Source organism: Streptomyces sp. NPDC056580, from assembly GCF_042793175.1.
Taxonomy (GTDB): domain Bacteria; phylum Actinomycetota; class Actinomycetes; order Streptomycetales; family Streptomycetaceae; genus Streptomyces.
In genome coordinates this window covers 52,537-64,480 of record NZ_JBHTVE010000006.1, presented here as the reverse complement: position 1 = coordinate 64,480, position 11,944 = coordinate 52,537, and the positions used below count along the sequence as shown (strand labels likewise).

General features: G+C 73.9%; 12 protein-coding genes and 2 pseudogenes. 9 read left to right on the top strand and 5 right to left on the bottom strand.

Annotated features, from left to right (window positions below; all coding sequences use genetic code 11):
* Nucleotides 1-95: 95 nt before the first annotated feature.
* From ACFQ9Z_RS14090 to ACFQ9Z_RS14060, 7 genes and pseudogenes are all read left to right on the top strand, one after another.
* Entirely contained in the window at nt 96-1,385 is a 1,290-nt protein-coding gene (locus ACFQ9Z_RS14090) for an MFS transporter (RefSeq protein WP_383016002.1), read from the top strand.
* Nucleotides 1,386-1,540: 155 nt separating this feature from the next.
* Nucleotides 1,541-2,794, top strand: a complete 1,254-nt coding sequence (locus ACFQ9Z_RS14085; protein WP_383015999.1) for a PP2C family protein-serine/threonine phosphatase — start codon at nt 1,541-1,543, stop codon at nt 2,792-2,794.
* A 216-nt stretch (nt 2,795-3,010) separates the two neighbouring features.
* A complete protein-coding gene (locus ACFQ9Z_RS14080; protein ID WP_383015996.1) occupies nt 3,011-3,781 on the top strand; it encodes an isoprenyl transferase in 771 nt (256 codons plus the stop codon).
* A gap of 64 nt (nt 3,782-3,845) precedes the next feature.
* On the top strand, nt 3,846-4,238 hold the full coding sequence (locus ACFQ9Z_RS14075) for a RidA family protein (RefSeq protein ID WP_383015993.1): 393 nt from the start codon (nt 3,846-3,848) through the stop codon (nt 4,236-4,238).
* 191 nt (nt 4,239-4,429) lie between these two features.
* Entirely contained in the window at nt 4,430-5,191 is a 762-nt protein-coding gene (locus tag ACFQ9Z_RS14070) for a polysaccharide deacetylase family protein (protein WP_383015990.1), read from the top strand.
* 137 nt (nt 5,192-5,328) lie between these two features.
* Nucleotides 5,329-5,421 (top strand): annotated as a pseudogene (locus tag ACFQ9Z_RS14065).
* A gap of 48 nt (nt 5,422-5,469) precedes the next feature.
* A complete protein-coding gene (locus tag ACFQ9Z_RS14060; RefSeq protein WP_383015987.1) occupies nt 5,470-6,489 on the top strand; it encodes an aminoglycoside phosphotransferase family protein in 1,020 nt (339 codons plus the stop codon).
* Between the two features lie 26 nt (nt 6,490-6,515).
* Here ACFQ9Z_RS14060 and ACFQ9Z_RS14055 read toward each other — a convergent pair whose 3' ends face one another.
* From ACFQ9Z_RS14055 to bla, 4 genes and pseudogenes are all read right to left on the bottom strand, one after another.
* Complete coding sequence (locus ACFQ9Z_RS14055; RefSeq protein WP_383015984.1) at nt 6,516-7,406, bottom strand: SDR family oxidoreductase; 891 nt, start codon at nt 7,404-7,406, stop codon at nt 6,516-6,518.
* 126 nt (nt 7,407-7,532) lie between these two features.
* On the bottom strand, nt 7,533-7,709 hold the full coding sequence (locus ACFQ9Z_RS14050; RefSeq protein ID WP_383015981.1) for a hypothetical protein: 177 nt from the start codon (nt 7,707-7,709) through the stop codon (nt 7,533-7,535).
* 172 nt (nt 7,710-7,881) lie between these two features.
* Nucleotides 7,882-8,238, bottom strand: a pseudogene (locus tag ACFQ9Z_RS14045) (right-handed parallel beta-helix repeat-containing protein); the annotation flags it as partial.
* Between the two features lie 57 nt (nt 8,239-8,295).
* Nucleotides 8,296-9,216, bottom strand: coding sequence for a class A beta-lactamase (gene bla / locus ACFQ9Z_RS14040; RefSeq protein WP_383015978.1), 921 nt, complete (start codon nt 9,214-9,216; stop codon nt 8,296-8,298).
* Nucleotides 9,217-9,352: 136 nt separating this feature from the next.
* Here bla and ACFQ9Z_RS14035 point away from each other — a divergent pair, with 136 nt between their 5' ends.
* Nucleotides 9,353-10,345: a LysR family transcriptional regulator gene (locus ACFQ9Z_RS14035; protein ID WP_383015975.1), complete on the top strand. Its 993-nt coding sequence runs from the start codon at nt 9,353-9,355 to the stop codon at nt 10,343-10,345.
* Nucleotides 10,342-11,277 (top strand): serine hydrolase, encoded by a 936-nt coding sequence (locus tag ACFQ9Z_RS14030; RefSeq protein ID WP_383015972.1) that lies wholly within the window; start codon nt 10,342-10,344, stop codon nt 11,275-11,277. The genes ACFQ9Z_RS14035 and ACFQ9Z_RS14030 overlap by 4 nt, the downstream gene beginning before the upstream one ends.
* Nucleotides 11,278-11,323: 46 nt before the next feature.
* Here ACFQ9Z_RS14030 and ACFQ9Z_RS14025 read toward each other — a convergent pair whose 3' ends face one another.
* A complete protein-coding gene (locus ACFQ9Z_RS14025) occupies nt 11,324-11,926 on the bottom strand; it encodes a hypothetical protein (protein WP_383015969.1) in 603 nt (200 codons plus the stop codon).
* Nucleotides 11,927-11,944: the final 18 nt, after the last annotated feature.

Below are 11,944 nucleotides of genomic sequence, written 5' to 3'. Positions count from 1 at the left end.
CCCCGTGTGCCGGTCCCGCCGGACCTCCGCGCCGGCGCACCGGCCTCCGCTCGCCCACCTCCGTCTCCCGTAGCCGCTCTGGGGGGAATGTCTCCATGACATCCGTCGTCTCTTCCGACGCGTCCGACGCGTCCAACACCTCCGCGGGCACCGGCGCCGCCGGCCGCAACGTCTGGACGGTGGTCCTGTGCTGGATCACCGTCATGCTCGAGGGGTACGACCTCGTCGTCCTCGGCGCCATCATCCCGACCCTGATCAAGACCAAGCACCTCGGCATCACCGCCGGGGACGCCACCACCATCGCCACGCTCTCGCTGGTCGGCGTCGCCATCGGCGCGGTGCTGGTCGGTCCGCTCGCCGACCGGCTCGGACGGCGTCTGCTGCTCATCGGGTCCGTGGTGCTGTTCTCCGTCTTCACCCTGCTGGTCCCGCTCGCCTCCTCGGTGGCGATGTTCGCCGTGCTGCGGCTGATCGCCGGGGTGGGTCTCGGCGCCTGCATGCCGGTGTCGCTGACGATGATGGCCGAGCACATGCCCGCCAGACGCCGGGCACGCGCCAGCACGCTGACGATGACCGGCTACCACACCGGCGCCGTGATCACCTCGCTGCTGGCACTGCAGGTGACCGACAACTGGCAGGTGCTCTTCTACGTCCTCGGCGCGGCCGGGCTCGTGGTGGCGGTCGTCCAGTGGTTCCGGCTGCCGGAGTCGGAGGCGTTCGTGCGCGCCCGCGAGGCCACCGGGTCCCAGCGCGTGCCGTTCACCGAGCTGCTCAAGCCGGCCTACCTGCGGGCGGGCATCGGCATCTGGGTCGCCTCCTTCATGGGCCTGCTGCTGGTCTACGGCCTCAACACCTGGCTGCCCAAGCTGATGAACGAGGCCGGCTACCCCGTCCCCACGGCCGTCACCCAGCTCCTGATCCTCAACGCCGGCGGCGTGGCCGGGCTGGTGCTGGGCGGCTTCGTCGCCGACCGGCGGGGCATCAAGCCGGTCACCCTCGGCTGGTTCGCGGTCTCGGTGGTGATGCTGGCCTGCCTCAGCGTCAGGATGCACAGCGACCTGCTGCTCGACACCGTGGTCTTCCTGACGGGTGTGTTCGTCTTCTCGGCGCAGGTGCTCGTCTACGCCTACGTGACCGGCTTCTACCCGGCCGCCGTCCGCGGCACCGCCCTCGGCTCGGCCTCCGGCATCGGCCGCATGGGGTCGATCGTCGGCCCGACGATCACCGGCGCCCTGGTCGCCGCCGGGGTCGGTCACCCGTGGGGCTTCTACTTCTTCGCCGCCGTGGCCGTCCTCGGCTTCTTGGCCGTGCTCACGCTGCCGGGCCGGGCCCCCGCCGCCGCTGCCGGGCCGGCCGAGGCGGAGGCCGTCCAGCCGGCCGTCTGACCGGCCCGCGGGCGCGCGTCCGCACCGTACGACCGCGGCACGGGCCGGACACGGCCCGTGCCGCGGTCGTGTCCGGCCCGTGCCGCTGGGAGAGCGGGACGCGTCCGGCTGGTGCAGCCTGGGTGTGCAGGCCACCACTGGACAGGGAGCGGAGGATGCCGGCGGAGGTCGATCACGCGGCGCTGTTCGCCGCCACCCCGAGCCCGTACCTCGTCCTGGGTGCGGACCTGGTGATCGTGGACGTCAACCGGGCGTACCTGGAGGCGACCGGGCGGACCCGGGACGACCTGATCGGGCAGCACGTCTTCCAGGCGTTCCCGGACAACCCGAACGACCCGGAGGCCGACGGGACGCGCAACCTCGGCGCCTCACTGCACCGGGTGCTGTCCACCCGCGAGCAGGACACGATGGCGCTGCAGAAGTACGACATCCCCGTCGTGCGCCGGCCGGGGGAGTTCGAGGAGCGCTGGTGGTCCCCCGTGAACACCCCCGTGCTGGGGCCGGACGGGCAGGTGGCGTGGATCATCCACCGGGTCGAGGACGTGACCGCCTTCGTCAAGGCCTACCAGGCCGGTGACCCCACCCGGATCCGGGTCGGCATGCCCCTGGAGGCCGCGCAGACGCTGGAGGCCGAACTGTACGTCCGGGCGCGGGAGCTGCAGCGGCTGAACGAGGAGCTGCGGCAGGCCAACACCAGGGAACGCGCGGTCGCGGTGACGTTGCAGGAGGCCATGCTGTACGCGCCCGACCTCGCCCACCATCCGCACGACGTGGCGGTGCGCTACCTGCCCGCGATCGGTTCGCTCAACGTGTGCGGGGACTGGTACGACGTGGTCGACATCCCGCCGGACCGGCTCGCCGTGGCGGTCGGCGACGTCATCGGGCACGGCCTGGAGGCCGCCGCGGTGATGGGCATGCTGCGCAGCGCGCTGTCGGCGGCCATCCGGGCCCTGGAGCGGCCCGCGCAGGCCCTTGAGGTGCTGGGGCTGTACGCCCGCTCGATCGAGGGGGCCCTGGGCACGACGGCGGTGAAGGCGATCGTCGACCGGCGCAGCCAGCTCATCACCTACAGCTGTGCCGGGCACCCGCCGCCCGTGCTGGCGCACCCGGACGGCCGCATGGAACTGCTCGACCTCGCCACCGACCCGCCGCTCGGCGCCCGGCCCATACACGTGCCGCGGCCCCAGGCCAGCATCCAGTACACGCCCGGCGACACCCTGGTGCTGTACACCGACGGGCTCATCGAACGCCGCAAGGAGGACATCGACGCCGGGATCGACCGGCTGAAGGGGGCGCTGGTGGAGTGCGGCAGCCTGGGCGCCGAGCGGCTCGCGGACACGCTGCTGAACAGACTGGGGGTGGCGGGGGGCGGCCGGGACGACGTCGCCCTGGTCGTCGTCCGGCTGTGAGGGCGCCGCCGGGACGCGCGGCACGGGCGCCGGTTCAGGGCAGCGTCGGGACAGCGGTCCGGGCCCGCGCCGCGGCGGAACGCGGACCGTCCGTACCCCGCGAGCGCGTTGGCGTGCGGGAACGCTGCGCCGGGCTCGCGCGGTGTGTCCAAGGGCGGGCGTGGCACTATCGTTTCCCCCTCTGACACGACCCGGAGAAAGGATGTCGGTGTGGCGATGAAGGCCTTGCGTGCGGCGTTGGAAGCGGTCTACGTACGGCGCCTGAACCGCAAGCTGGAGGGCCTGCCCCGGCCGCGGCACGTGGCGATCATGCTGGACGGCAACCGCCGCTGGGCCCGGGGCGCGGGACACAGCGACGTCCGCGAGGGCTACCGCGTCGGCGGCGCCAAGGTCACGGACTTCCTGCACTGGTGCACCGACGCCGGGATCAGCCACGTCACGCTGTGGATGCTGTCCGACGACAACCTCCACCGGCCCGCCGACGAACTCGGCCCGCTGCTCGGCATAATCGAGGAGACGGTCCAGCGGATCTGCGCTCCCGGGGAGCCCTGGGAGATCGAGATCATCGGCGCCCTGGACCTGCTGCCCGGGAACACCGCCCGCGTGCTGAAGGAGGCCGCGTCGGGCACCGTCGGCCGGGGCGGGCTCAAGGTCGACGTCGCCGTGGGCTACGGCGGCCGCCGGGAGATCGTCGACGCCGTCCGGGCGGCCTTCGACAAGCACATCGGCGCGGGCGGCGATCCCCGGGACCTGGCCGCGGAGTTCGACCTGGAGCACATCAGCGACAACCTGTACTCGCCGGCCGGTCACGACACCGACTTCATCATCCGCACCTCCGGCGAACAGCGGCTGTCCGGCTTCCTGTTGTGGCAGTCCGCCTATGCGGAGGTGCACTTCGTCGACGTCCTGTGGCCGGCCTTCCGCCAGATCGACCTGCTGCGCGCCCTGCGTTCGTACGCGGACCGGGACCGCCGCTACGGCCGCTGACCCGACTCGGCCGCGCCCGGGCCGTCGTTGGACCGTCCGGCCCTGGTCGCCTAGCGTGCGGCGCATGACAGAGCGACGCGCGATCCTCAGCGGTTCCGCCTTCGAGGAGCAGATCGGCTACGCCCGCGCCGTGGTGGACGGCGACCTGGTGCACGTGTCCGGGACGACCGGGTTCGACTACACCACGATGACCATCTCCGAGGACGTGGTGGCGCAGGCCGAACAGTGCCTGCGCAACATAGAGGCCGCGCTGGCCGCGGCCGGCTGCGGCTTCCCCGATGTGGTGCGGGTGCGCTATCTCCTGCCCGAGCGCGCGGACTTCGAGCCGTGCTGGCCGGTGCTGCGGCGGGCCTTCGGCGAGGTCCGCCCGGCCGCGACGATGCTCGTGTGCGGCCTGGCAGACCCCCGCATGAGGATCGAGATCGAGGTGTACGCGCGCCGCCCGTCCGCTGTGTGACGGATCGTCGGACCGGGTGGGGACGGACCGGTCACCCGGGCGGCGGACGGCCGTTGCCCACCTGGCGTTTCCTCGTTGTCCCGGAAGCACCCCGGAATTGTCCTTGATCGGTAACAGCGGGAGCCTCCGGCCGCCCCCGCCCGTCCTGTCAGGTGCACGGGGACACCGACACGGCAGGAACGGGGCGGGACATGGCACGGCACGGCGGGCGGGGATGGTACGGCCGGGTGGTCGCGGCGGCGCTCGGGGTGACGGCGGTGGCCGCCGCGACCTCGGTGTGGACCGCGCAGGCCGGTCCCGCGGGCGGGCAGCAGGCCGTGGCGAAGCCCGCCGTCCGGAAGGCCGCCCCGGTCGCCGCCGGCATCGTCCACGCCTCCGACGGCGGCGAGCACGCGGTCAACATCACCATCGACGACGGCCCGGACCCGGCCTGGACCCCGCAGGTGCTGCGGGTGCTGCGGGACAACGGCGTGAAGGCGACCTTCTGCATGGTCGGGCCGCAGGCCGAGGCCCACCCGGACCTGGTCGAGCAGGTGGTGGCGGCCGGGCACCGGCTGTGCGACCACACGGTGTCGCACGACACCACGATGGACAAGAAGCCGCAGTCCTACCAGTCCGAGCAGATCGTCAACGCCGAACGCCAGATCACCAAGGCGTCCGGCGGTGTGCACCCGATGTACTACCGCGCCCCCGGCGGCGCCTTCACCCCCTACAGCCGGCACCTCGCGGCCTCCCACGGCATGCGGCCGCTCGGCTGGAACGTCGACTCCAAGGACTTCGAGCGGCCCGGCGCCGAGGCCATCGTCGCCACCGTCCAGCGGGAACTGCCCAACGGCCCCACCCTGCTCTTCCACGACGCCGGCGGCGACCGCTCGCAGACGGTGGCCGCCCTGCGGACCCTGCTCCCCTGGCTGAAGCAGCAGGGCTACTCCTTCGGCTTCCCGGTGCGCTGACCTGAACGGGGGCGAGTCGGCCGGCGCGCGGGGCGCCGGTGCCGGCCGGCCCGGTGTCAGCCCGGTGTCACCGCGCCGTCAGCGGCCCCTGTAACTGTTGTGCCTGTGAACGGCGCGGGAGACCGGGCCGGGAACAGGGAGAGGTGCCCGGAGCGGCTGATCGGGGACCATGAGCACGTCTCGAGGTCGGACCCCTTGGGTCCACGCAGGTTCGAATCCTGCCCTCTCCGCCGGGAAAACCGCTGGCGACCGCACACGCGCCCTGCTGGGATGGCCGGATGCAGGATGTGGCGCCGACGACCGTGGACCGGGGCGGGTACCCGGACGCGCCGACCCCCTGGGAGCGGGAGGGCTGGCGCCGTGCGGCCCTCGGCTGGGTGGCGGACGGGCTCACCGCTCACGGGCTGCGCGTGTCCGGCGCCCTCCGGGTACGGCTGCGGCCGTGGTCCGTGCTGGTCCGGGTGCCCGTGGCGGACCACGGGGCCGCCACGGGCCGGGGGGCCGTCTGGTTCAAGGCGAACCCGCCGTCCAGCGCCTTCGAGGGCGCCCTCACCGCCGCGCTGGCCCGCTGGGTGCCGCGGCACGTGCTGGCCCCGCTGGCGGTCGACGCCGGCCGCGGCTGGTCGCTGCTGCCCGACGGGGGCGCCCTCTTCAGGGACGTGCTCCAGCGGGAGCCGGTCGGGCCGGAGGCCTGGGAGGGCCTGCTGCGCCAGTACGCGAGCATGCAGCGCGAACTGCTCCCCCGCGTGCGGGAACTGGAGCGGCTGGGCGTACCGAGTGCCCGCACCGCGGAACTCCCGCGCGTCTTCGACGAGTCGGTGGCCGGCAGCCCGGCGCTGCGGCCGGACGAACGCGCCCGGCTGACGGCGCTCAGGCCCCGGCTGGAGGACTGGTGCGGCGAACTCGCGGCCCTGGGCGTGCCCGACTCGCTCGACCATGTCGACCTGCACGACGGCCAGTTGTTCAACCCGGCACCCGGCCGGTTCACCTTCTTCGACTGGGGCGACGCGGCCGTCTCCCACCCGTTCTGCAGTCTGCGGGTCCCGGCCCGCAGGGCCTCGGACCGGTACGGGCCGGACGTGCTGCCGCGGCTGCGCGACGCCTACCTGGAGCCGTGGACGGGAGCCGGCCGCACGGCGGCGGAACTCCGGCGCGCGGTGGACCTCGCCTGGCGGCTGAGCGCCCTGGGCCGGGCCCGCGCCTGGGGCCGCCTGTTCCCGTCCGCCGCCGCGGCCGCTCCCCTCACGGCGCGGAGCGCCCGCTCGCTGCTGGAACTCGCCGAGGAGCCCCCGCTGTAGCCGGGGCGACTGACGTGCCGCCCCGGTCAGGGCAGCGGGGTGCCGCCGGTCGCGTTGAGGATCTCGGCCGTGACGAAGCTCGCCTGGTCCGAGGCCAGGTACACGTAGGCCGGGGCGAGTTCGGCGGGCTGGGCCGGGCGGCCGAGCGGGCTCTGCTTGCCGAACTCGGCCGTGTCGGGCATCGTCGCCGGGATCAGCGGCGTCCACACGGGGCCGGGCGCCACCGCGTTGACCCGGATGCCGCGCTCGGCGACCATCTGGGCCAGACCCTGCGTGAAGGTGACGATCGCTCCCTTGCTCATGGCGTAGTCGAGCAGGTGCGGGCTCGGCTTGTACGCCTGGACGGAGGTGGTGTTGATGACGCTGCCCCCGGCCGGGATGTGCGGAAGGGCGAACTTGGTGAGCCAGAACATGCCGTAGAGGTTCGTCCGCATCACCCGGTCGAACTGCTCGGTGCTGATCGCCTCGATGCCGTCCGGCTGGGACATCTGGTAGGCGGCGTTGTTCACGAGGACGTCGATGTGCCCGAACTCGTCGACCGCCCGCCCGATCAGCGCGCGGCAGTTGTCCTCGTCCCTGATGTCGCAGGACACGGCGACCGCCTTGCGGCCCGCGTCCTCGACGAGCCGGGCCGTCTCACGCGCGTCGTCCGCCTCCTCGGCGAGGTGGGTGAACAGCACGTCCGCGCCCTCGCGGGCGAAGGCCAGGGCCACCGCGCGGCCGATGCCGGAGTCACCGCCCGTGATCACGGTCTTGAAGCCGCGGAGGCGGTCGGCGCCCCGGTAGGAGTCCTCGCCGTGGTCCGGCGGGGGGTCCATCGGGCCGGTCCAGCCTGGGTGCGGCTGGTCCTGGGAGGGGAAGTCCGGGCGGGCGTGCCGGGTGGTCGGGTCGGGCTGCGGGCTCTGTTCGGCGGTCACGTCTGGCCTCCGTGGTATCGGGCGGGCGGGACAGCCGCCCGAGTTCCCCGATCATCCCCGCCGCAAGCCCCCTGCCTGCGAGAACGTTGAACCGCCGGCCCCGGCCGTACCCGCCCCCCGGTGCGCTCAGGTCTGGGCGGCCCGGTGCTCCGGGGTGCGCAGCAGCTCCCTGCGGGCGTTGTTGCAGATGCGCAGCAGGTGCTTGGACACCGCGCAGGGCACGGTGTCGGCGCGGCACTGGCGGCACGTTTGCATGTGGTGCTCGTACGTCAGGCGCGCGTTCTCGAAGGCTTCAGAAGACATGGACGACATGGACTTCTCCGGGCAGAGCACGCCCCTCGGACGTGCGAAGTTGACTGGCGGGTAACACCCGCGGAGAAGATCATCACGTTACTAGCGGTAGCGGAAAATCGCCGTCGCCGGCCGGGGCGGACTCCCCCGTGCTGCGTGCGCCCCGGCCGGCGTGGGCCGGCCAGGGAGTGACGACCTGGCCGCCGAAGGTCACCACGAGGCTGCCGTCCGAGGCGAAGGACCAGCCGAGGGCGCCGGAGCAGGACGCGCACCGGGAGCCGTCGGCGCCGGTCCAGAACTGGTTGGGGCCGTCCGCGTCACCGACCGTCTTGTCGTTGGACCCGCCGCTGGAGAAGCCGCGGGAGGTGGAGCTCCGGAACACCGAGGTGCCCTTGTCGAACGAGTAGTCGCGCTCGGCGTTGTCGATGCCGACGTTGCCGGCGATCTGCATCGAACCGGGGTTGCCGTTGCAGGTGAACCCGTGGTGGCCGTCGCGGTAGGCGATGCCGTGCCGGACCACGTGGTCGACCGCGACGCCGTCGCTGAGCGCCTGCCCGGGCGAGGTCCTCGACTTCGGCGCTGAGAGAGCCCGGCCGCCCTACTCGCCGGGAGCCAGAGCGGCGGCCAGCACCTCGGCCGCTCTGCGGATCAGCCCGTTGTCGACGGGCGCGTCCTCGGTGTCCTTCGTGGACAGCACGGTGAGCAGCACGGGCGTCTGCCGGGTCGTCCAGGCGACGCCGATGTCGTTGGCGGTCGCGTAGGACCCGGTGCCGGTCTTGTCCGCGAGGACCCAGCCCGGGGGCAGTCCGGCGCCGAACCGCTGGCTGCTGGTGGTGTTGCCCTTCAGCCAGGTGACGAGCTGCTCGCGGTCGGCGCGGGCCAGGGCCCGCCCGAGGGTCAGCCGCTCGAAGCTCTCCCCGAGGGCTCGCGGTGTGCTGGTGTCCCGAGGGTCGCCGGGGACGGCGGTGTTCAGGTCGGTCTCCCAGCGGTCGAGCCGGCTCACCCGGTCACCGAGCGACCGGAAGAACCGGGTGAGCCCCTGCGGACCGCCGATCTGACGCAGCAGCAGGTTCCCGGCGGTGTTGTCGCTGAACTGGATCGCGGCGGCGCACGCCTCGCCCACCGTCATCCCCGTTGCCAGGTGGTCGTCGGAGTACTGCGAGTTGTCGAGGATGTCCCGCCCCGGGTAGTGGATCACCTTGTCCAGGGGCGCGCAGCCGGCGTGGTCGCGCAGCACGGCCGCGGCGGCGAACGCCTTGAACGTCGAGCACATCGCGAACGGCTCCCCGGCGCGGTAGGCCGCGGTCCGGCCGGTGCGCGTGTTGCGGGCGTAGACACCGAGCCGTGCGCCGTAACGCAGCTCGAGATCGCTGAACTCCTTTCCGAGGTCTACGGTTTCGGCGTCCGGGGCTGCCGAGGCGGGTGCGGAGGCCAGGGCGGGGGCCACCGCGGCGGCGGCGGTGAGGGCGAGACCGGTCTGGAACAGGCGGCGGCGCGGCATCGGGTCGGCACTGGTCATGTGCGGAGTCCTCCCAGGTCGTCGGTGACCGGATGTCGGTCGGTGGATCTTCGACGGGGACAGCGAAACAGCAGGACTCCGCCCATGTCCAAGAGTCAACTTTGAAGTGCCCATACCCAATTGATATGACTGCTGGATGGATCTGCTCGCACACCTCGAGGCGTACGTCGCCACCGTGGACGAGACGAGCTTCTCGCGCGCCGCCGACCGGCTCGGGATCGCCCAGCCGCTGCTCAGTCGCCGCATCAAGACGCTGGAGTCCCGCTTCGGCGGCCTGCTGTTCGACCGCTCCCGGCGGCAGGTCGCCACGACCGAGCTGGGCATGCTGCTGCTCCCCTACGCGCGGGACGTCCTGGACCGGGCCCAGCGGCTCGACCAGGCCGCCCGGTCGGCCCAGCGGGCCCAGGTCCGGATCGTGGGGGTGCCCGCCGACTGTGCGCCGGCGGAGCTGGCCCGGGTCATCCGCGCCGGGGCGGAACGCGGCAGCACGCTCGGCGTGCGCGAACTGCCGCCCCAGGAGCGGGAGGCCCGGCTGGCGGACGGCTCGCTCGCGTTCGCGCTGCAGCGCGTCCCGCCGGAGCACGCCGCGTACCGGGTGCCGCTCGGCCTGGCCTCCGCGCCGCCCCCGGACGCCGGACGGCCGGCGCACGCCGCCCCGGGCGGCGCCCGCGGACGCCCGGTCCACCTGGAGGACCTGCGGCCACGCCGCCTCGGCCCCGCCACCGGCGCGCGGACCGCTCCCCTGCCGATCCTGACCCTGGCGGAGGACGACGTGCCGTACGCGCGCGACAGACTGGGGCGCGCGGCGGCCCGCTCCGGACTGCCCGAGCAACTGGTCCGGCCGGCCGGGCCGGCGGCCACCGCGCTCGCCGAGACGCTGGCGGGCCGGGCGGTGCTGCTGTGCGACGAGCCGTTCGCGCGGCGACACGGGGCCGACTGGGCGCCGCTCGCCGACGCCGCGCTGCACCGGGGGTACGAGGTGCGGGGCACCCCGCGTCAGCAAAGCGGCGACGTACCGCAGTGGCTGTCAGCGGCACTGGCCGCGGCGGCCGGCGCCTCGACGGGTGCGCGCGCCGCGCGGCGGCCCGGGTCCGCGGACGCCGCCTCCCGGCTGGCGGCCCGCGGATGACCTGGGACGCGGCCCACCGGGCGCCCCAGGTCTGCGGCGACGGCCCCCTGCTGGACGTCGCCGAGGCGATCGCCCAGGACTGGGCGGCGCTCGGCGTCCGGGGCTCGTTCCTCGCCCGCGACATCGACACCGGCGACCGGCTCGGCTTCGACACCGAGGAGCCCGTCCCCCTGGCGTCCGTGGTGAAGGTGCCGCTCGCCCTGGTCGTGCTGGACCTGATCGCGGAGGGCGGCCTCGACCCGGCCCAGCCGGTGACGGTCGACCCGGCCACCAGCAGCGTCGGCCCGACCGGTATCGCCGCGTTCCGCCATCCCGTCACGGTCGCCGTCGGCGACCTGCTCCTGCTGATGCTCTCGGTGAGCGACAACGCCGCCGCCGACGCGCTGTTCGACCTGGTGCCGGTGGCCGACGTCGACGCCCGGCTGCGCTCCTGGGGCTGCGCCGGCATCCGGGTGCGGCACCGGATGAACCACATGTACGAGTGCGCAGCCGGCGCCGCGGGCAACGACTTCTCCCTCGCGCTGGAACTGGCCGTCCGCGACGAGCGGGCGGGACGGCACACCATCGAGACGCTGGACCCGGCGCACGCCAATCTCGGCACCGCCTCGGCGCTGGTCGACCTGCTGCGGCGGGTGTGGCGCGACGAGGTGGCGCACCCTGGGGCCACGGCCGAGCTCAGACGGCTGATGGGCCATCAGGTCTTCACCCAGCGGCTGGCGAGCGAACTGCGCGCCGACAGTCTGCGGCTGAGCGGGAAGACGGGGACGTTCCTTCACCTTCGGCACGAGATCGGCGTGATCGAGGCGGACTGCGGGACCCGGGTGGCCGTGGCCGCCCTCACCCGGGCGGACCGGCGGGCGGCGCAGGCGCCGGACATCGACCTGGCGATCGGGATCGGCGCACGGCAGGCGTTCGAGGCGTTGCGCGGGTGAGGCGCCGGGAAGCCGGGGCGGGCGGGAAGCGGGCCGCGGGGACCGGTCAGCCCCGGCCGCCGCTGTAGTTGCGCCACTCGGGCCCGACGCGCTTCCACTCCTCGTCCCACTCGGCCAGCCGGCGCCGCACCAGCGCGTTGCGGACCAGCCAGCCGCCGGCCCAGACCGTCGTGCCGGCGACCTGGGCGACCAGGGCGCCGGTCAGGACCGTCTGCAGCATGGCCTCGGCCGCGGAGGCGGGCGCGGGCACCGCCCGACCGGTGCGGTCCGTCCACACCGTGACCTGGGAGCCGGCCGGAGCGCCGGGCAGGACCTTCGCCCGGTCCATGTGCACCTTGCCGTCCGGGCCCGTCCAGCGGGCCGTGGCCCAGACCCGGCCGTCGTCGTAGCCGCTGCCGGCGGCCGGGGTCTTCACGGCGCCGTCGGTGAGGACCGCGGAGACGGCGTGCACCTGGGCCCGCCGTGCGGTCAGCGTCGAGTCCACGGAGTGCGCCGCCGCCCAGCCCCCCAGGGCCGCGCCCAGCAGGGCGAGGGACCAGGTGACGAGCACGACCCACGCCTCGACGAGGTCGCTGTGCCGGCGCAGCGGGTTGTGCCGCCAGCGCCACAGCCGGTCCCGTGTCACCGTAGTGGGAGGTGTCCGAGTCATCGGCCGCCGCCTCCTCTC